Source organism: Actinomadura sp. NPDC000600 (assembly GCF_040492135.1).
Taxonomy (GTDB): domain Bacteria; phylum Actinomycetota; class Actinomycetes; order Streptosporangiales; family Streptosporangiaceae; genus Spirillospora.
On sequence record NZ_JBEUPD010000042.1, the window covers coordinates 17,721 to 36,974 of the forward strand.

The 19,254-nt window shown below is 73.2% G+C and carries 17 protein-coding genes; 5 read left to right on the forward strand and 12 right to left on the reverse strand.

All coding sequences use genetic code 11. The features are described from left to right. Positions 1-35: 35 nt before the first annotated feature. Positions 36-773, reverse strand: coding sequence for a hypothetical protein (locus ABWI07_RS37680; protein WP_353821465.1), 738 nt, complete (start codon positions 771-773; stop codon positions 36-38). A 195-nt stretch (positions 774-968) separates the two neighbouring features. On the opposite strand from ABWI07_RS37680, the gene ABWI07_RS37685 reads away from it, so the two are divergent. Both ABWI07_RS37685 and ABWI07_RS37690 read left to right on the forward strand, forming a co-directional pair. Then, the gene (locus ABWI07_RS37685; RefSeq protein WP_353821466.1) at positions 969-2,357 is read left to right on the forward strand and encodes an MFS transporter; all 1,389 of its coding nucleotides are present in this window, start codon (positions 969-971) and stop codon (positions 2,355-2,357) included. A 25-nt stretch (positions 2,358-2,382) separates the two neighbouring features. Continuing rightward, complete coding sequence (locus ABWI07_RS37690; protein ID WP_353821467.1) at positions 2,383-3,927, forward strand: AMP-binding protein; 1,545 nt, start codon at positions 2,383-2,385, stop codon at positions 3,925-3,927. 67 nt (positions 3,928-3,994) lie between these two features. Here the strand turns inward: ABWI07_RS37690 and ABWI07_RS37695 are convergent, their stop codons facing one another. The 5 genes from ABWI07_RS37695 to ABWI07_RS37715 all read right to left on the reverse strand — a co-directional run bounded on the left by ABWI07_RS37695 (position 3,995) and on the right by ABWI07_RS37715 (position 9,795). Beyond that, positions 3,995-5,089: a DUF6183 family protein gene (locus tag ABWI07_RS37695; RefSeq protein WP_353821468.1), complete on the reverse strand. Its 1,095-nt coding sequence runs from the start codon at positions 5,087-5,089 to the stop codon at positions 3,995-3,997. 37 nt (positions 5,090-5,126) lie between these two features. After that, complete coding sequence (locus ABWI07_RS37700) at positions 5,127-5,933, reverse strand: enoyl-CoA hydratase/isomerase family protein (protein WP_200842049.1); 807 nt, start codon at positions 5,931-5,933, stop codon at positions 5,127-5,129. A gap of 52 nt (positions 5,934-5,985) precedes the next feature. Further along, positions 5,986-7,131 (reverse strand): acetyl-CoA C-acetyltransferase, encoded by a 1,146-nt coding sequence (locus tag ABWI07_RS37705; RefSeq protein WP_149261181.1) that lies wholly within the window; start codon positions 7,129-7,131, stop codon positions 5,986-5,988. Between the two features lie 111 nt (positions 7,132-7,242). Then, positions 7,243-9,276 (reverse strand): MFS transporter, encoded by a 2,034-nt coding sequence (locus ABWI07_RS37710; RefSeq protein ID WP_353821469.1) that lies wholly within the window; start codon positions 9,274-9,276, stop codon positions 7,243-7,245. Positions 9,277-9,393: 117 nt separating this feature from the next. Beyond that, the gene (locus ABWI07_RS37715; RefSeq protein ID WP_235037017.1) at positions 9,394-9,795 is read right to left on the reverse strand and encodes a hypothetical protein; all 402 of its coding nucleotides are present in this window, start codon (positions 9,793-9,795) and stop codon (positions 9,394-9,396) included. A gap of 106 nt (positions 9,796-9,901) precedes the next feature. On the opposite strand from ABWI07_RS37715, the gene ABWI07_RS37720 reads away from it, so the two are divergent. Both ABWI07_RS37720 and ABWI07_RS37725 read left to right on the forward strand, forming a co-directional pair. Then, positions 9,902-10,066 carry a hypothetical protein gene (locus tag ABWI07_RS37720; RefSeq protein WP_200842050.1) on the forward strand — a complete coding sequence of 55 codons (165 nt, stop codon included), beginning with the start codon at positions 9,902-9,904 and terminating at the stop codon, positions 10,064-10,066. A 220-nt stretch (positions 10,067-10,286) separates the two neighbouring features. Continuing rightward, complete coding sequence (locus tag ABWI07_RS37725) at positions 10,287-11,162, forward strand: class I SAM-dependent methyltransferase (protein WP_149261183.1); 876 nt, start codon at positions 10,287-10,289, stop codon at positions 11,160-11,162. 58 nt (positions 11,163-11,220) lie between these two features. On the opposite strand, the gene ABWI07_RS37730 is transcribed toward ABWI07_RS37725, so the two are convergent. The 4 genes from ABWI07_RS37730 to ABWI07_RS37745 form a co-directional block, all read right to left on the reverse strand. Further along, positions 11,221-12,024 carry a hypothetical protein gene (locus ABWI07_RS37730; RefSeq protein WP_149261184.1) on the reverse strand — a complete coding sequence of 268 codons (804 nt, stop codon included), beginning with the start codon at positions 12,022-12,024 and terminating at the stop codon, positions 11,221-11,223. Positions 12,025-12,198: 174 nt separating this feature from the next. Then, entirely contained in the window at positions 12,199-13,194 is a 996-nt protein-coding gene (locus ABWI07_RS37735; protein ID WP_149261185.1) for a zinc-dependent alcohol dehydrogenase family protein, read from the reverse strand. Positions 13,195-13,198: 4 nt separating this feature from the next. Continuing rightward, positions 13,199-15,526 carry an ATP-binding SpoIIE family protein phosphatase gene (locus ABWI07_RS37740; protein ID WP_149261186.1) on the reverse strand — a complete coding sequence of 776 codons (2,328 nt, stop codon included), beginning with the start codon at positions 15,524-15,526 and terminating at the stop codon, positions 13,199-13,201. A gap of 186 nt (positions 15,527-15,712) precedes the next feature. Then, the gene (locus ABWI07_RS37745; protein WP_149261187.1) at positions 15,713-16,414 is read right to left on the reverse strand and encodes an iron-dependent transcriptional repressor DtxR; all 702 of its coding nucleotides are present in this window, start codon (positions 16,412-16,414) and stop codon (positions 15,713-15,715) included. A gap of 99 nt (positions 16,415-16,513) precedes the next feature. Here ABWI07_RS37745 and ABWI07_RS37750 point away from each other — a divergent pair, with 99 nt between their 5' ends. Next, positions 16,514-17,221 (forward strand): UdgX family uracil-DNA binding protein, encoded by a 708-nt coding sequence (locus tag ABWI07_RS37750; RefSeq protein WP_149261188.1) that lies wholly within the window; start codon positions 16,514-16,516, stop codon positions 17,219-17,221. A gap of 32 nt (positions 17,222-17,253) precedes the next feature. Here ABWI07_RS37750 and ABWI07_RS37755 read toward each other — a convergent pair whose 3' ends face one another. Both ABWI07_RS37755 and pdxH read right to left on the reverse strand, forming a co-directional pair. Beyond that, complete coding sequence (locus ABWI07_RS37755; protein WP_353821470.1) at positions 17,254-18,552, reverse strand: MFS transporter; 1,299 nt, start codon at positions 18,550-18,552, stop codon at positions 17,254-17,256. Beyond that, a complete protein-coding gene (gene pdxH / locus ABWI07_RS37760) occupies positions 18,549-19,202 on the reverse strand; it encodes a pyridoxamine 5'-phosphate oxidase (protein ID WP_235037019.1) in 654 nt (217 codons plus the stop codon). The genes ABWI07_RS37755 and pdxH overlap by 4 nt, the downstream gene beginning before the upstream one ends. Positions 19,203-19,254 lie beyond the last annotated feature (52 nt).

The following is a 19,254-nucleotide window of genomic DNA, read 5'->3' on the forward strand; positions in this document are numbered from 1 at the left end:
CCGCCGAGAAAATTCGATCAAGGTGTCCCGGCCCGCTACTTCGCGGACGGGCGGCCCGCGATGAGGTCGCTCAGCCAGTCCCCGAAGCGCTGGACGGGCAGCCGGTACCGGCGCTCCCGGATCCGCGCCCGCCGCTCCTTGCGGGACCCCTCGGCGTAGCGGCGCCGGGCCCACGGCGAGTCCGGCCGGGCCAGCCGGACGGCCCCGATGATCGCGACCAGGCCGATGAACAGGCCGATGACGCCCGTCCAGACCTTGCCCTTGAGCAGCGCGATCACCGCGACGCACAGGTTGAACAGCAGGACGCCCACGATCCCCCACACCCCGTCCCCGGCGGCGTCGTTCGCGCCCAGGGGCCGCAGGCCCAGCAGCATCAAGCCGCACAGCGCGATCGTGATGAAGACGACCTCGACCGACAACCGGCCCTGCTCGTTCCAGTAGACGTCCTGGAGGTGCAGCACCAGCGCGAACTCGTCCAGGACGAGCGCCGTGCCCGCCCCGAACACGCCCGCGGCGGCCGCCGCCAGTCCGGACGTGCCGTCCTGCACCGCCAGCCCGCCCACGCCGCCGACGCACATGAACACGAGCCCGAACACGACGTGGTGGATGTGCTGCCCGCCGGGCGTCACGTTCCCGGGCCACCACCGCACCTGCCGCCGGATCATCCGCACGCTGAACCGGATGAACAGGAAGGCCAGGATGAACGCCACGAGGAAGCAGAACAGCCGGAGCCGCCCGGCGTCCGCGATCTCGCGCGTGAACCATGCCCCCACATCGCCCCTTTTCCCCGAGGCGGGTAAAGCCCACCCCAACCCCGCCGAGACCCACCGCAATCGGACCCGCGCAGCCCGGGTGCGCCGTCCTCGACCACCACCCGCCGCGAGGCCGGGAGCCCGCCCGGCGAGGGGTGCGACGCGCGCCGTTCGGACGGGTTTCCTTGATCAAAAAGCCGGGGTACGCTTCCGGCGATGCCGACATACGCACCTACTCGCGGTGCTCTGCTGCTCGGCCTCCTCGCCGCGAGCCAGGTGATGCTGCTGCTCGACCTGACGATCGTCAACGTCGCCCTGCCCAGCATCCAGCGGGACCTGGACACGTCCGCGGCCCAGCTCTCCTGGGTGGTCAACACGTACACGCTGGTGTTCAGCGGCCTCCTGCTGCTCGGCGGACGAGCGGGCGACATCCTCGGGCACCGGCGGGTCTTCACCGCGGGGGCCGCGCTGTTCACCGCCGCCTCGCTCCTCGGCGGGCTGGCCGTCAACCCCGAACTGCTCCTCCTCGCGCGGGCCGGGCAGGGAGCAGGGGCCGCACTCGCCGGACCCGCCTCCCTGGCGCTGATCTCGACGGGGTTCCCCGACGACCGCGCCAGGAACCGGGCCTACGCCGTCACCACGAGCGCCGGCAGCGTCGGCATGCTGCTCGGCCTGGTCGCCGGCGGGCTGCTGATCGAGTGGGGGACGTGGCGGTGGACGTTCCTCGTCAACGTCCCCGTCGGGGCCGCCGTGGTGGCGCTCTCCCGATGGTGCCTCCACGAGTCCCCGCGGATCAGGGGCCGCTTCGACGCGGCCGGGGCGCTCACCGCCACCGCCGGGATGACGCTCCTCGTCTACGGGGTCGTGCGCGCGGCCGAGTCCGGCTGGAGTGACGGCCCGGTCGCCGCCGCGCTCACCGCGGCGGCGGTCCTCCTGGCCCTGTTCGTCGCCGTGGAGGCGCGGGCCCCGCAGCCGATCATGTCGCTGGGGCTGCTGCGCGACCGGAACCGCGCGGGGGCCTGCGTCATGCGGCTGCTCCTCACCGCCGCGATGAGCGGCATGATGTTCTTCCTCACCCTCTACGTCCAGGGGGTCCTCGGGTACGGCCCGCTGGAGACCGGGCTGGCCTTCCTCCCCACCACGCTCACCGTGATCGCCGCGAACAGGGCCGTGCCGTCGCTGCTGACGCGCGTCGGCCCGATGAAGGTCATGGCTGCCGGGTCCGTGCTCACCGTCATCGGGATGGCGTGGCTGACGCAGATCTCGGCGGCCAGCACCTACGTGTCCACGATCCTCGGGCCGGTGCTGCTCTTCGGCGCGGGCCACGGGCTGGTGTCGGTGGCGGCGACGGCGATCGCCATGACCGGCCTGCCCGCCGGCGAGCACGGCGGCGCGTCCGGCCTCATCCAGACCACGCAGGTCGGCGGGCCGCTCGGGATCGCCGTCCTCGTCGCCGTCTACGAGGAGGTGGACGGGAGCCGCGTCCAGTCGCTCGCCGGGGCCTTCACCGGCGCCCTGGTCCTTTCGCTGCTCATGCTCGTCACGGCCCTGACCGTCTTCCGCCGGGCGGCCGTCCGAGCACCCGCGTCCGCGGGAACGAGCTGATCACGCGCCATTCGGAGGAGACCCCGTGCACATCACCCACATCGTCCACCGGGCCCTGCAACTCGCTCCGGACGAGCCGGTCACTGCCTACGGCGACCGGTTCCGCACGGCGCGCGAGCAGGCCGACCGGGTGGCCCGCCTCGCCGGGGCCCTGCGGGAGCGCGGCGCGGGCGGCGGCGAACCCGTGGGGATGCTGGCCCTCGGCTCGGACCGCTACCTCGAGTTCTTCCTGGCCGTGGCGTGGGCGGACGGGGTGTTCCACCCGGTCAACCCCGCCTGGAGCACGCAGGAGATGATCTACGCGCTGGCCGAGTCGCGGACCCGGATCCTCTTCGTCGACGACGCGTTCCTGGACCGCCTGGGCGAGATCAGGGACGCCTGCCCCGAGCTGCGCGAGGTCGTCCACGTCGGCGACGGGCCGGCGCCGGACGGCATGCCCGGGTTCGAGGAGCTCATCTCGCGCACGGAGCCGGTCGAGGACGCCCGCCGGGGCGGCGACGCGCCCGCCGGCATCGTCTACACCAGCGGGACGTCCGGACGCGCCAAGGGCGTCGTGGTCGCCCACGGCCGCCTGGTCCACTCGGCGATGACCATGCCGGCGAGGGTCCCGTGCCACGGCCTCCCCGGCGGGCACATGCTGATCACGTCGAACTTCTCCTCCATCTCCATGCTGGTGACCTGGCTGGTCCAGGGGATGTGGGGCGGGCTCACCGTCGTCCCGCGCACGACCGACGTCGACGGGCTCCTCGACGCGATCGAACGCCACAGGGTCACGCACGCGCCGTTCGCCCCCGGCACCCTGCAGCAGATCGTCGACCACCCCGGCATCGCCGCGCGCGACCTGTCCAGCATGCTGAGCATCGCCTACGGCGCGGCGCCCATCACCGAGGCCCTCCTGGGGAGGGTGATGGAGGCGTTCCCGAACGCCGCCTTCCACCAGTGGTACGGAATGAACGAGTTCGGCCTCGCCACGCTGCTGCCGCCGGAGGACCACGTCGCGGGCCGCAAGCTGCGCTCGGCGGGGCGGCCCGCGATCGGCGCCGAGGTGCGGATCGTCGACGACGCGGGCGCGGACCTGCCGCAGGGCGCGGTCGGGGAGATCATCGTCCGCACCGGCGCCCTGATGCTCGGCTACCTGAACAAGCCCGAGGAGACGGCGCGGACGCTCCGGGACGGCTGGATCCACACCGGCGACGGCGGATACCTGGACGAGGACGGCTACCTCCACATCGTCGACCGGATCAAGGACGTGATCAACGTCGACGGCTGGAACGTCTACTCCACCGAGGTGGAGCAGGCGGTCGCGTCCCATCCGGCGGTGGCCGCGGTCGCGGTGATCGGCATCCCGGACGACAAGCCGGGCGAGAAGGTGCACGCGGTCGTCGTCCTCAAGCACGGCCGCACGGCGAGCGAGGACGAGCTCCAGCGGCACTGCGAGCCGCTGATCGCCTGGAAGACGCCCACCAGCTACGAGTTCGTCGACGCCCTCCCCCTGTCGACCACCGGGAAGGTCCTCAAGCGCGAGCTGCGCAAGCCGTACTGGGCCGGAATGGACCGCCAGGTCCACTGACCGGCCGGGTCCCGCTGACGTGCGGTTGCGCCGGTGATCGGGCCCGGTTTCCTAGGCCGCCCGCGGGTCAGTCGGAGTCGGTGGCGGCTAGGACCGCCACCGTCCGGCGGTCGGGACGCAGGACGGCGATGCCGACGTCCAGCGGTTCGGCGACCCGCATGTGCCAGTCCGAGCCGTAGAAGAGCCAGGCGCACCGGTCGGCGGCCCGCTCGACCGCCGTGAAGTCGTCCCCGGGAAAGCCGACCAGGCCCGCCAGCGATTCCCACGACGCTCTGCGCGCGTCGCCCGCGCGCATGCGGGGCCCGTACGCGCCGCCGGACCCGGCCCCGTAGAAGAGCTCCCGCAGGACGTCGGGAGTCGTCACCCGCCGCACTCCGGTGACACCGGAGCGGGTGCTGAGGGCCGGAAGGGCGCGGACCAGTGAGGCGCCCAGGTCGGCGGGAGCCAGTGGACGGTCCAACTGGAACAGACCGGCCTCCAGGCATTCTTCGCCCGTCGGCCAGTTGCGGTAGGCGCCCAGCGCCCGCCGGGCTTCGAGCCAGTCGACCGCCGTCACTTCGATGTCGAGGCCGGAGGGCCCCGGCGCGGCCTCACCGGGCGGACGCCAGCCCGCCGGGAGCGTACCCGGGTACCGGGGCAGCCCGTGGCGCCGCTCGGCCTCGGCCGGCCGCAGGGGGAGCTCCGCGAGCGGGTGCCCGGCGGCCCGCAGCCGCTCGGCGAACCCCTCGGCGGACGTCGCGTCGTAGCGCAGGGCCGTCTCCTGGAGCAGGCAGGCCGCGAGCTCGTCCGACGCCTCGGCATCGTCGAAGACCGCGAGGAGATGCTCGGGAGGTTGGGCGCAGGCCAGCCATTCGGCGACCTCGGGCAGGTCGTAGCGGAGGTCGCCGCACCACGCACGCCCCTTGGCCGCGAGTGCGCGGACGCTCGCGACACGGCCCGCGTCCCCGGGCGCGCCCGCCAGCCGCCGCAACGCGGCCTCGAAGCCGTAGCGCATCGGGTAGGTCGGCTTCTCCACCTCCAGCAGCGCGGCGAGCAGCCCTTCCAGCCACTCGGGCTCCGCCTTCTGGACGGTGTCGTCGGTCACCTTGACGGCCCCGCCCCAGTGCCGGTCCCTGTAGGTGTCCGCCAGCCCCATCCGCCGGACGGCCTCCCCGATCTCCATGGCCCGAAGTGTCACACACCCGGACCGGCCGGGCGGTTCAGCGGCCCTGGAAGTCCGGGGGGCGGTTCTCCAGGAAGGCGGTGATGCCCTCCTTGGCGTCCTCGGTGGCGGTCAGCTCGACCAGCTCGGACAGCAGGTGGGCGACCTGGTCCTCCAGCGGGCGGCCCTCGATGGCGAAGAACGCGTCGCGGCCGCGGCGCAGGCCGACCGGGCTCTTGGACGCGATCACGCGGGCCAGCTCGTCCACCCGGGCGTCCAGCTCGGCGCGCGGGACGACCTCGGTGACCAGGCCGATGTCGCGGCCCTCGGCGGCGGTGACGCGGGCGCCGGTGTAGTAGAGCTTGAAGGCGTGCTTCGGGGCGACGTTCCGGTTGATGATCGCCATGATCATCATGGGCCAGAGGCCGACGTTGACCTCGGGGGTGGCGAGCTTGACGTCGTCGGCCGCGATCACCAGGTCGCAGGCGGCGGCGAGGCCGAGGCCGCCCGCGACGGCGTGCCCGGCCAGCCGCGCGATGATCGGTTTGCCGAGCTTGGGGAAGGCCGTGAAGAGGCGGAAGGGGGCGCTCTCGCGGATGGCGGCGGCGTCGGCCACCGAGCGGCCGTCCGCCTGCGCCTCGCCGAGGCCGCCGAGGTCGGCGCCCGCGCAGAACGCCCGGTCGCCGGCGCCCGTCAGGACGATCACCCGGACGTCGGGGTCGGCCTTGGCCCGGTCGAACGCGTCGAGCAGCTCGCCGATCATCCGGTCGCTGAGCGCGTTGCGGGCGTCGGGGCGGTTCAGCGTGATCCGCGCGATCCGCTCGTCCGCCGAATACAGGATCGTCTCGTACATGTCGCCGCCCATCCCCGAACGGTACCGCCCCCTGGAGCGGGCTCCAGGGGGCGGTCCGGTGGACTCAGATGCGCTCGATGATGGTGGCGTTGGCCTGGCCGCCGCCCTCGCACATCGTCTGGAGGCCGTAGCGGCCACCGGTGCGCTCCAGCTCGTGCAGCAGCTTGGTCATCAGGATGCCGCCGGTGGCGCCGAGCGGGTGCCCGAGGGCGATCGCGCCGCCGTTGGGGTTGGTCTTCTCCAGCGAGGCGCCGGTGTCGTGCGCCCACCCCATCGGGACCGGGGCGAACGCCTCGTTGACCTCGAAGACGTCGATGTCGTCGATCTTCAGCCCGCCGCGGTCCAGGGCCTTCTCGGTGGCGGGGATCGGGCCGGTCAGCATGTAGACCGGGTCGGAGCCGCACACGGCGAGGGTGTGGATGCGGGCGCGCGGGGTGAGGTTGTACCGCTTGACGGCCTCCTCGGAGGCGACCAGCACGGCGGAGGCGCCGATGGAGATCTGCGAGGCGACGGCGGCGGTCATCCGGCCGCCCTCGCGCAGGGTCTTCAGGCCCGCCATCTTCTCCAGCGTGGTGTCGGGGCGGGGGCCCTCGTCCTTGGACAGCCCGGCGATGGGGGCGATCTCGCGGTCGAAGTAGCCGGCCTCGATGGCCTTGGCGGCGCGCTGGTGGCTCTCCAGCGCGAACTTCTCCATGTCCTCGCGGCTGAGGCCCCACTTCTCCGCCATCAGCTCCGCGCCGCGGAACTGGGAGATCTCCTGCATGCCGTAGCGCTCGGCCCAGCCCTCGCCGTACGGGAAGGGCATGCCCTTCTCCATGGCCATGGCCACGGAAGAGCCCATCGGGACGATCGCCATCTGCTCGACGCCGGAGGCGACGACGAGGTCCTGGGTGCCCGACAGCACGCCCTGGGCGGCGAAGTGGATCGCCTGCTGGGACGATCCGCACTGCCGGTCGATGGTCACGCCGGGCACGCTCTCCGGCAGCCCGGCCGACAGCCACGCGGTGCGCGCGATGTCGAGGGACTGCGGGCCGACCTGCATGACACAGCCCATGATCACGTCTTCGACCGCGGAGGGGTCGACCCCGGTGCGGTTGACGAGCTCCTTGAGCACGTGGGCCCCGAGGTCGGCGGGGTGGACGTCCTTGAGGGCGCCCTTCTTGGTACCGACGGGGGTACGGACCGCGCCGACGATGTACGCCTCGGCCACTACGCCTCCAAAAATTGGGGTTCCGTCCCGAAACCGAGTGTGATTCGGTTAGTCAGTATGAGATTACATCGCTCACGGCGCAACGCTATGTGAGCTGGGTCTCGGGGGAGCCTACGCTCCCCGCTCCGCGGGCCGCGTTCCGGGACCCAGGACCTCGCCGTCCGCCTCGTCGCCGAGGGACTCCTCCGCCAGCCGCGAGAGGACGTCCGCGAGTTCAGGATGCTCCTCGGGGGCCCAGCCGTCCAGATGCCGGGCGAGCCCCTCCCGCCTGACGGCGAACAGGCGCTCGGCGGCGTCCCGCCCCGACGGTGTCACGGTAAGAGTGCCCTCCCGCCGCAGGACGTAACCGGCGTCGACGAGCCGGTCGACGTACGGGCGGCCCTGCTCGGCCCGGACGCCCGCGCGCTCGGCGAGCTCCCGGCCGGTGACCGTCCCGTCCCTGGCGATCCGGCACAGCGCCCACACGCTGCCCGCGGGCAGGGAGACGCCCGAGTGCGCGGCGAGGCGGTCGTACATCTCGAAGGCCCTGGCGTCCTTGCGCATCAGCTTGCTCAGGGCCCGCTCCATCTCGTGCCTGGACGAGCGGACGGTCGGCGCCGCGCCGAAGCCCTCCCCGTAGTCGGGCGTCCGCGAGGTCGCCCGCAGCGGGACCTCGCGCAGGAACCAGGTCAGCACGAACGCGACCGCCGCCACCGGCACCGCCCAGAAGAACACCGAGTCGATCGACTCCGCGTAGGCGTGCAGGACGGCGTTCTTGACCGCGGCCGGGTACCGGTCCAGCAGCCCCGGGTTCCCCTGGACGGCCGCCGGATCGAAGCCCGGCGGCAGGACCCGCGCCAGATCCGCCACATGCCCGGCGAGCTGGTTGCTGAAGACCGAGCCGAACACCGCGACGCCGAACGACCCGCCGATCTGCCGGAAGAAGGTGACGCCGGACGTCGCCGAGCCCAGGTCCTCGTACGCCACCGCGTTCTGGACGGCGATGACCAGCACCTGCATGACCAGGCCGAGACCGAAGCCGAGCAGCGCGAACCGCAGGCTCATGCTCAGGGTGGTGGAGTTCTCGTCCAGCGCCGAGCACAGGTACAGCGCCAGCGCGATGATCGGCGTGCCGACCATCGGATAGATCTTGTAGCGGCCGAACCGGGTGATCAGCTGCCCGGAGCCGATCGAGCTGAGCAGCATGCCGAGCATCATCGGCAGCAGGTAGACGCCGGACAGCGTGGGCGAGACGCCGTGCACCACCTGGAGGAAGATCGGCAGGAAGGTCAGCGCGCCGAACATCGCGAAGCCGACCGCGAAGCTGATCGCGCCGCCGAGCGCGAAGACCGGATGGCGCAGCAGCGCCGGCGGCATGACCGGCTCGGCGGCGCGCCGCTCCACCAGCAGCCACAGCGCGATCAGCACCACCGAGCCGGCGGCGAGGCCGATGACCGGCGCGGACAGCCAGGGGTAGCGCGTCCCGCCCCAGGTCGTCATCAGCACGAGCCCGACGGCCCAGCCGACGATCAGCAGCGTGCCGAGGTAGTCGATGCGGTGGCGCTCCCGCTCGCCCGCCGCGTGCAGGACGGCGGCGATCACCGCCAGCGCCACCACCCCGATGGGCAGGTTGATGTAGAACACCCAGCGCCACGTCAGGTTGTCGACGAACCAGCCGCCGAGCAGCGGGCCGCACACGCTGGCCACGCCGAAGACCGCGCCGAACAGCCCCTGGTAGCGGCCGCGCTCGCGGGGCGGCACCACGTCCCCGACGATGGCGACGGCGAGCACCATCAGCCCGCCGCCGCCGAGGCCCTGCAGGGCGCGGAACACGATCAGGCCCGTCATGTTCTGCGACAGCCCGCACAGCGCGGAGCCGATCAGGAAGATGACGATCGACGCCTGGAACAGCCGCTTGCGGCCGTACTGGTCGCCGAGCTTGCCCCACAGCGGCGTCGACGCCGTGGCCGAGAGCAGGTACGCCGTGACGACCCACGACAGGTGGTTGAGCCCGCCGAGCTCACTGACGATCGTCGGCAGCGCGGTGGACACGATCGTCTGGTCCAGCGCCGCCAGCAGCATGGCGAGCATGAGGGCGCCGAGGACGACGTAGAGCTCCCTGCCCTTCGGCATGGCCCGCTCGTCCCGCGCCGCCGTCGCCGTCATGCCCGTCTTCCCCCTGCCGCCGTCCCCTGCCGCCGTCCCTGTGCCGGATGCGTGCGGGGATGCCTACCCACGAGCCGAACGGGATCACGCGGCCCGTGCGGGCGGCCGGGGAGGCGGTCAGCTCACCAGGTCGCGGCCGACCTTCGCGGCGCCGATCGCGGCCGCGCCGCCGGCCACCCCCGCCGTTCCCGCGGTCACCCACAGCGGCAGGCCCTTGCGGGTCTTCAGCCCGCTCACCAGGTCGATCGAGTCGACGGCGAGGCCGATCCGCGCCCACAGCCGGCGCCCCGAGTCGTCGCCGCTGAGCAGGTAGCCCGCGCCGAGCGCGATCTCCCGGGCGGCGAACATCCGCACCATGAGGTCGCGGCCGGGGTCGGCGCCGCCGCCGAGCCCCATCAGCTTCACGGTCAGCCTCGGCACCGCGAGCGCCGCGAGCCCGAGCGCGACACGGCCGCGCGCCAGGTTGGCCGCCATCTCGTCGACCCTGTCCCGGCCGTCTGTTTCCTTAGCATCTGCCACAAAGGTGAGAGTATCGGCCGACCGTCACCCCCCGACCGGCGGGTAACCCCCTCCTTACCCGTCTATGGTTCAAAGAGGCGGCAATCCCCCCGGAACGAAGGCGGCCATGGACGAAGGCATCCTCGCTCTCATCGTCGTGTCACTCCTCGCCGCGTTCTGCGTGCGCTGGGCCGCGATGCGACTCCGGCTTCCCATGCCGGGCCGGATGGCGGTCATCATCGTCTTCGTCATCGTCGTCCTGACGCTGTACGGCGAGCACCTGCGGAACTGAAGGGCGCGGGCCGGACGGCGGACGGATTTTTCGCGGCCGTTCCGAACCTCCCGGCCCGACCGGGAGTCATAACTGGCGAAACCGGCTTCACGCCCGTTCGACGTCCCGCCGACGCCGACGCGCCCACCTCTGGCGGGTGGGCTCCCCCGGCCCGCGCCTGCGCGGCGGACGCGAACGGAACCCCGTACGGCGAAGCCGGCCGAGCCGAGGGAGAGCACCCGTGCCGCATCCGGCGACCGCCGTCCAGGAGACCGGGGGCACGATCGCCCCGCATCTGAGGCGCCTGCTGGAGTTCGTCGAACCCTGTCCCGATGACGTGTGCCTGGACGTCGCGCGCGGGCGCGGCCCGATGCCCGCCGCGCTCGGGCCGCAGGTCCGCCACATGACCGCGGTGGACGCGACGCCCGTGACGGCGGCGTCCACGTCGGCCAGGTCGGCCCGCATGGAGACGGTGGAGTTCGGGACGGGCCCGGTCCGCATCACCGGCGGGACCCGCGACCCGGACGGCGCCCGCGACGGCCAGGACGGCGGCGACGGCGCCCGCCGCCCCCCGGCCGCCGTGACGCGCGAGGATCCGCGGCCGCGCCCGGCGGGTCCGGCCCGGCGCGACCCCGTCAAGGCGGACGCCACCGCCCTGCCGTACAGGGACAACACGTTCTCGCTGGTCACGGCCCGCTTCTCGCTCTACACCCTGGGCGACCCCGACGACGTGCTGCGGGAGTTGCTGCGGGTGTGCCGGCCGAGCGGGCGGGTGGTCATCGCCGACCTCGTCCGCGGCAACCTCTCCGGACCCGAGCGCGACCGGATCGAGCGGCTCCGCGACCCCGACCACCCCGGCACCCCGTCCATCGCCCGGCTCACCGAGATGATCACCTCGGCGGGCGGGAGCATCCGGCGGCTGGACGTGTTCACCGTGGAGCGTCCCGTGGAGCCGTGGCTCGCCGGGGCCCGCGACGACGCCGCGGCCGACCGCATCCGCGAGGCCATGCTCGACGAGGTGGACGGCGGTCCCCGCACCGGCGCCAAGCCGCGCGTCATCGGCGGCGAACTCTGGTTCACCCAGTCCTGGGCCCACGTCGCCGCGGAACCCATCTAGCAACGCGAAGGGCCGCGCCGGGGAGCACGGCGCGGGCCCGTTCGCCGGCGTCAAGCCGTCACTTCTTGCGGATGCCCATCGTCGGGTACATCTCGGAGTACCCCTTGCCGCCGAAGTACGAGATCAGCTCCGCGTGGTTCTTGCCGGACGCGGACGGCAGGCCGCCGCGCAGGTCGGCGATCGGCGCGGCGAACCCGCACCCGGTGGTCTTCGGCACGGCGAACGTGTCGTCGGTGGCCCTGATCCTGACCCAGAACGTGCCGTCCGGCCCCGAGGCCCCCGTGATGTCCGGAAGGTCCAGGTTGAGAGTGATCGGCGCCGCGTTCGACCCGACGTAGCACGTGTCGCCGAGCAGCTGGTTGATGAGCTTCAGCTTCAGGTCCAGCCGGGTCTTGCGGTTGGGGATGTCGATGTCGATCTTCCCGGCGTACTGGGGCTTCACCTTCAGCGCGAGCAGCGGGATGCTCTCGCTCCCGGGGACGCCGAGGGCGCCGCCGGCCACGCTCATCGCCGTGCTCCGCATCTTCACGAACTTGGAGATCTCGGCGCCGGTCTTCGGGTCGTAGCCGGCCAGCAGCGTGATCCGCATCGGCGCGGTGATCTGCTGGTCGATGTTGCCGATCTTCATGCTGCCGCCGTTGGTCACCAGCACGTTGCAGTACCAGTTCGCGGGGTCCGCGCCGACCGGCAGGACGTCGGGACAGTCCGACAGGTCCAGCGTCGCGGGCGGGGCGTCAGCGGTCGTCTGGGCGCTCGGAGCCGGGGTCGGCTCCGCGGACGCCGCGGGGGCGGTGGCCAGGGCGGTGCCGGCGAGGCCCGCCGACAGGGACAGTGCGGCCAGCCGCTTGATGATTGACGACACGGGGGTCCTCTCGCAGGAGTGAAACGCGGCGGGGGGCCTCCCGAGTCGGCCTGACCGAAGTAGGCTACTCGCGAGTATGGAGCGATCCAACGGCATGCGAGACGCGGTGTCAATAGGGCTCGCCCCGCCGGCGAATGCCAGGTGAGAGGTGCCGCTCGCGGAGGATGCGGAGGGTCAGGGGACCAACACGGCCGCGCCGGTGAAGCGGTCTCCGGCGAGGTCGGCCAAGGCGCGGTCCGCGTCGTCCAGGCCGTAGGCGTGCGTCGTGACGGCGACGCCGAGGCGCGCGGCCAGCGTCAGGAACTCCTCGCCGTCAGCCCGCGTGTTCGCCGTCACCGAGCGGACCTGGCGCTCCTGGAACAGGTGCCGCTGGTAGTCCAGGGGCGGGACGTCGCTCAGGTGGATGCCCGCGACGGCGCAGGTTCCGCCGCGGTCGAGCCGTTCGAGCGCGGCGTTCACGAGCTCGCCCGCCGGCGCGAAGATGATCGCCGAGTCGAGCGGGGCGGGGGCGGCGTCGAAGGAGTCGCCCGCCCAGGACGCGCCGAGCTCGCGGGCCAGCTCGCGGGCGGCCGGGCTGCGGGTGAACACGTGCACGTCGGCGCCCTCGGCGAGCGCGATCTGCGCGGCCAGGTGCGCCGAGCCGCCGAACCCCCAGATGCCGAGCCGGCCGCCCGGCGGCAGGGACGCGCGGCGCAGCGCCCGGTACCCGATGATCCCGGCGCACAGCAGCGGGGCGGCGCGCACGTCGTCCAGCTCGGCGGGCAGCGCGTAGGTGTAGGCGTCGACGGCGAGCGCGTACTCGGCGTAGCCGCCGTGCGCGTCCCAGCCGGTGTAGACCGAGGACGGGCACAGGTTCTCGGCGCCTCGGCGGCAGAACCGGCACGCGCCGCACGTCCCGCGCAGCCACGCGACGCCGACGCGGTCGCCGGGCCCGTGCAGGCAGCCGGGGCCGGCGGACACGACCTCCCCGACGATCTCGTGGCCCGGCGTCACGCCCGGCAGGTGGACGGGCAGGTCGCCCTCGGCGACGTGCAGGTCGGTCCGGCAGACGCCGCACGCGAGCACGCGGACCAGCAGCTCGCCCGGGCCGGGCGAGGGCACCTCGCGGTCGGCGCGCCGGAGCGGCCCCGTCGCCATCGGGGACGGTTTCTCGACCACCCAGGCGCGCACCGGCTCATCCCGGGTTCAGCGGCAGCTCGAACCAGACGGCCTTGCCGTCGGCGGTCGGACGGGCGCCCCAGCGGGTGGCGAGCTGGTCGACGAGGTACAGGCCGCGGCCGCCCTCGTCGGTCTCGCCGGCGCTGCGGATGCGCGGCAGCCGCATGTCGGAGTCGAACACCTCGACCCAGATCGCGCCCGCGCCGCGCCGCAGCCGGAGCCGGAACTCCTTGGTGGGCGGCTCGCGGCGGCCGAGGTCGGCGCCGAGGTTCCAGTCGTCCTCGTCGAACGCGCCGCCCTCGAACGGGTCGCCGTCCAGGGCGCCGAAGTCGGTGTTGAACTGCACGGGCGGCGGCGCGCCCAGCGGCTCGCCGCCGCGGCCCGGCGGCCCGGCCGGGACCGGGACGACCATCTCGCGGCGCGGCGTCGGCGTGGAGGTGGCGTGCAGGACGACGTTCGTGACGACCTCCGACACCAGCAGGCACGCGAGCTCGGCCTGCTCGTCGAGCATCCCCCAGGCCGCGAACGCGTCGGCGGCCATCCGGCGCGCCTCCGAGACCATGATCGGCTCGGCGGTGAAGGTGCGCTCCTCGACGGCCAGCTCCTCGGCGGCGGTGCGGATCACCACGATCGCGACGTCGTCGTCGATGTCGCCGGGCACCGCGTCGTAGGCGGCGTTGGCGATCGCCTCGACCCCGCCGTGCGCCACCTCGGCGACGGCGGCGCGGACCATCTCCCGCGCCTCCTCGCGCGTGTAGTGGTCGCCGTCGTCCTTGGAGCGCCGGTCGATCAGGCCGTCGGTGTAGAGGACGAGCGTGGAGCCCGGCTTCAGCTCGGCCGACTCCTCGTTGAAGAGGAGCTCGCCGCCCATGCCGGGGGCGCGCAGGCCGAGCATGCCGCCCTCGCTCTCGAAGTCCAGCTCGCTGACCTCGCCGTCGACGACCAGCAGGGGCGGGTCGTGCCCGGCGTTGGCGAACTCCAGGACCCGCGACCACGCGTCGTAGACGAAGTAGGTGCAGGACACCAGGGGCGGCCGGACGAGGTCGTCGCTGTTCCAGCCGGACCGCATCCGCTCGGGCCGCGTCATCGTGCGGACCCACTCGTCGAGCTTGCGCAGGATGTCGGCGGGTGGCTTGTCGTCCTGGGCGAAGGCGCGCAGCGCGGCGCGGAGCTGGCCCATGACGGCGGCGGCGCGCGCCCCCCGGCCCTCGACGTCGCCGATGACGAGGCCGACGCGCCCCGCCGACAGCGGGATGACGTCGTACCAGTCGCCGCCGACCTGCGTCTGGATGCCGTGCCCGTGCGACTCCAGCGGGCGGGCCGGCTCGTACCGCCAGGCGATCTGCAGGCCGTCCAGCCGGGGCGGCCGGTCGCCGGGCAGCAGGTGCTTCTGGAAGGCGAGCGCGGTCTCGCGCTCCTCCTCGAACAGCAGCGCGTTGTCGACGGCGAGCGCGACCCGGCTGGCGATCGCGCCGAGCAGGTCGCGGTCGAAGCCGTCGTAGTGCGGGTCGGGCCGCTTGGACAGGTTCGACAGCGCCAGGCTCATCACGCCGAGCAGCTCGCCGCGCACCAGCAGCGGCGCGGAGATCACCGAGGTGATGCCCATCTCGTGGCCGAGCCGCTGGGACGACTCGTTCGGCGCGGTGAACCGGTGCTGGATCATGTCCTCGACGAGGACGGCGTCGCGGCGGTCCATCGCCTTGGCGCTGAAGTGGCCGGGCGGGTAGGAGACGGGCTCGCCGACCTCCGCCCACGTGCCGGGCGGCGGCTCCCAGTCGCCCGCGTGCCGCGACACCCGCCGGTAGAGGCGGTCGCCGCTGTAGAGGTCGATGAAGCAGTGGTCGGCGAACTGCGGGACCAGCGTGTCGGCGACCCGGCGCAGGGTGCTCTCCAGCTCCAGGGACCCGGCGAGCCGCTCGCCGATGCGCTCCATCAGGCCGTAGCGGTCCTGCTCGCGCTGGTTGGAGCGCAGCGCCTCGCGCGCGAAGATCACCACTCCGTCGACGGCGCCGGACGGGTGCCGCAGCGGGACGGCGTGCGCGCGCGTGTAGACCGTGGTGCCGTCGGCGCGCAGGTTGCAGAAGGTGCCCTCCCACACGCCGCCCTTGAGGACGTGCCTGGCGAGCTCGGTCGCCTGCTCGTGGTCCTCCTCGGCGATGCCGAGCGACAGGATGGAGTGGCCGATGAACGCGTCTCCGCCGAAGCCGAACAGCTGCCGGGCGAAGGCGTTGCCGTAGATGATGTTGCTGAAGCGGTCGCAGACGATGACCGCCATCTCCATCTGCGCGAGGACGGTCTCGGGCGGCAGGTGCGCCTCGTCAGGCGCTTCCCCCCAGTGGCTCATCTCCCCATCCCGATACCCGTCCCGATCCTCGCCCCGTTGATCACCGCACGTCGCGGCGCGGGCGTCCTACGTGGTCGCCTCGTCGTATTGAACGACGAACCCGCCGTCGGGATACGCCCGGAAGACGCGATGTTATGGAGATCTTCGGTATAGACCGTCGAGGCGGGGGTGCACACGCGGACCGTGTCAGCGCCTGCTGACGAAGACGTGCTCGGCGATGCCGCGCGGCAGTTCCGTCGCGGGACTGTCGTCCTCGTCGTCACCGATCACCCGCACCCCGTCGTCGGTCGCCCGGAGAATCACTTCTCGTCCCGGTTGTATCCCTATCTGCTTGAGTCTAAGCATCAGGTCGCTGTCGCTCTGCACCTGCTCGCTGATCCGCCGGATCACCACGTCCGCGCCCTGCGGGCTCGCCACCGCGGTCATCACCGCCAGCGGCGCCTCGTCGGCGTCGTCGCCGTGCCCGCCCAGCTCGTCGAGGCCGGGGATCGGGTTGCCGTGCGGGCAGGTGGTCGGGTTGTCCAGCAGCGCGACCAGGCGGCGCTCGACGTCCTCCGACATCACGTGCTCCCACCGGCACGCCTCGATGTGGACGTCCTCCCAGGGCAGTCCGATGACGTTGACCAGGAGGCATTCGGCGAGGCGGTGCTTGCGCATCACGCGCGTGGCCAGACCGCGGCCGCTCTCGGTCAGTTCGAGGTGCCGATCGCCCTCGACCCGCAGCAGCCCGTCGCGCTCCATCCGCGCGACCGTCTGGCTCACCGTCGGGCCGCTCTGGGAGAGCCGCTCGGCGATGCGCGCGCGGAGGGGGATGATCCCCTCCTCTTCGAGCTCGAAGACCGTCCGGAGGTACATCTCCGTGGTGTCGATCAGGCCGTGTGAGGTCACAGCTCCCTCCAGTCTTATGGGCAAGAGTCTACTTGCTCGGACCCCACGTCGCCGGGTCCCGCGAATATCCCCGTCAAGCCGGGTACGGGGCAACGCAAGATGAACGCGAAACCTTCCCAAGACGCGGAACCGTTCCTGCCCGGGACCCCGGAGGGGCGGGCCGACCTGGACGCCCTGCGCCGGGCGGCCGAGGGGTGCCGCGGATGCGACCTCTACCGGAACGCCACGCAGACCGTCTTCGGCGAGGGCTCCCCCGGCGGGCGGATGGTGCTCATCGGCGAGCAGCCCGGCGACCAGGAGGACCGCAGGGGCCACCCGTTCGTCGGCCCCGCGGGGCGCGTCCTCGACCAGGCGCTGGAGGAGGCCGGGATCGAGCGCGGCGACGTCTACGTCACCAACGCCGTCAAGCACTTCAAGTACAAGAAGCCGGAGGGCGGCGGCAAGCGGCGCATCCACGAGACGCCGAACGCGGGCGAGATGCGAGCGTGCCGCCCCTGGCTCCTCGCGGAACTGCGGCTCCTGGACCCGGAGGTCGTCGTGGCACTGGGGGCGACCGCGGGCAAGGCGCTGCTCGGCTCCTCGTTCCGGGTGACCAGGCAGCGCGGGCGGCTGCTCCCGATGCCCGACCTGGAGACGCTCGGCACCCCGGCCGCCGGGCGGGAGATCGGGGACGAGCCGCCCGGTGCGGCCGAACCGCGGCTCCTCGCGACGATCCACCCGTCGGCCGTCCTGCGCGCCGAGGACCGCGAGGCCGTGTACCAGGGCCTCCTTGAGGACCTGAAGATCGCCGCCTCGGCGCTCGGCTGACACCCGCCCGGCGCCTCGGTGCTCCGGCGGCCTCAGCGCTCGGCCGCCACCGCCTCGGCCGTGACGGTCTCGGCGGTGCGGGTGTCGTAGCGGAGCAGGGCGGGGACGGCGAACCCCACCGCGATGACCAGCGCGGCGCAGGCCAGGCCCCCGCCGACCCACGAGGCGGTCGCGCCCACGGCGCTCGCGGTCGCCCCCGCCCGGACGTCCCCGAGCCGGGGCCCGCCCGCGACGACGACGGTGAAGACGCCCTGGAGCCGTCCCCGCATCCGGTCGGGCGCGTAGGTCTGGAGCATGGACTGGCGGAAGACCGACGACACCAGGTCGGCCGCGCCGCCGACGGCGAGCAGCGCCACCGCGAGCCAGAGATGGCCGGCCAGCCCGGACGCCGCGACGGCGAGCCCCCAGACGGCGATGGACGCGACGAGCGCGATCCCCTGCCGGTGCACCCGCCCGATCCAGCCGGACGACAGCCCGCCGAGGAACGCGCCGACCGCGATCGCGGCGAACAGGTAGCCGACCGCGCCCTCGCCGCCGAACCGCGTCTCGGCCACCTCGGGGAACAGGGCGCGGGGCATGGCGACCGCCATCGCGATGACGTCCACGACGAACGACATCAGGAGCACCGGCTGCGTGGCCAGGTAGCGCAGGCCGTCGAAGACCGACCGCAGGCCGGGCGTGCCGGTCATCTCGCCGAGCGGCGGGATCGGCGGGAGCCGCAGCGCCGCGTACAGCACCACGGTGAACAGCACGGCGTCGAGCGCGTAGGCCGCCGCGTAGTGCCAGTGGGCGAGCAGGACGCCGGCGAACAGCGGCCCGGCCAGCATCCCGAACTGGCTCGCGGTGAAGTTGAGGGTGTTGGCCGCCGGGACGAGCGGCCGGTCGACCAGCCGGGGGATGATCGCGCTGCGGGTCGGCGAGGACACCGCGAAGCCGACCGCCTGGACCGCCACCACGGCCATGATCAGCGCGAGGCTGCCCACGCCCAGCAGCGCCTGGACGAGCAGCAGCAGCGTCGCCGCCCACATGACGCAGGACGAGGCGAGCAGCAGCCTGCGCCGGTCCATGTGGTCGGCCACCGCGCCGCCCCACAGCCCGAACACGATCAGCGGGACGAGGTTGACGACGCCGAGGGCGCCCACCCAGGCCGACGACCGGGTCATGTCGTAGACCTGGACGGGGACCGCGACGGCGGTGACCTGGAACCCGACGAACGACACGCCCTGCCCCAGCCACAGCCGCCGGTAGGCGGGGTGGCCCAGCGGGCGGGTGTCGATCGCGAGCCTCCGCAGCCGCCTGCGGCGGGCCGTCCCGGGCGGTTCCGCTGTCACGGAGACAGTCTCTCCGCCACCCATCCCCTCTCGTCTCCCGGGGTCGTCCGGCGGTACCGGATCCGGTCGTGGAGCCGGTCGCGGCGGCCCTGCCAGAACTCGATCGACTCGGGGACGACGCGGTAGCCGCCCCAGAAGTCCGGCAGCGGGACGGCGTCGGCCGCGTCCGCCTCCGCCGCGCCGGAGGGCCGTCCGGAGGCCGGATCCGGCCAGCGCGAGGCCGCCTCGGCGTAGCGGCGCTCCAGCACCTCGCGGCCGGGGATGACGCCGGACTGGTTCTCGCTCGCCCAGGCGCCGATCCGCGAACCGTACGGGCGGGTTCGGAAGTAGGCGGCCGACTCCTCGCGCGCGAGCTCGAGGACCGGTCCCGCGACCCGCACCTGCCGGTACATCGGATGCCACGGGAACACCAGCGCCGCGCGGGGGTTCTCCGCGAGGTCGCGCCCCTTGTGGGACGTCAGGTTCGTGAAGAACCGGAAGCCCTGCGGCCCGTAGCCCTTGAGCAGGACGGTCCGGGCGCTCGGGACGCCGTCGCCGGACGCGGTGGCGAGGATCATCGCGTTCGGTTCGGCCAGCCCCGAGGCGTGCACCTCGGCGAACCAGGCGGCGAACAGGGCGAGCGGGTCGGCGGGGAGCGCCGACTCGGACAATTCGCCCCCCTCGTAGGATCTGCGGAGCCGTGCGGGATCGGGCGTTGGGGAA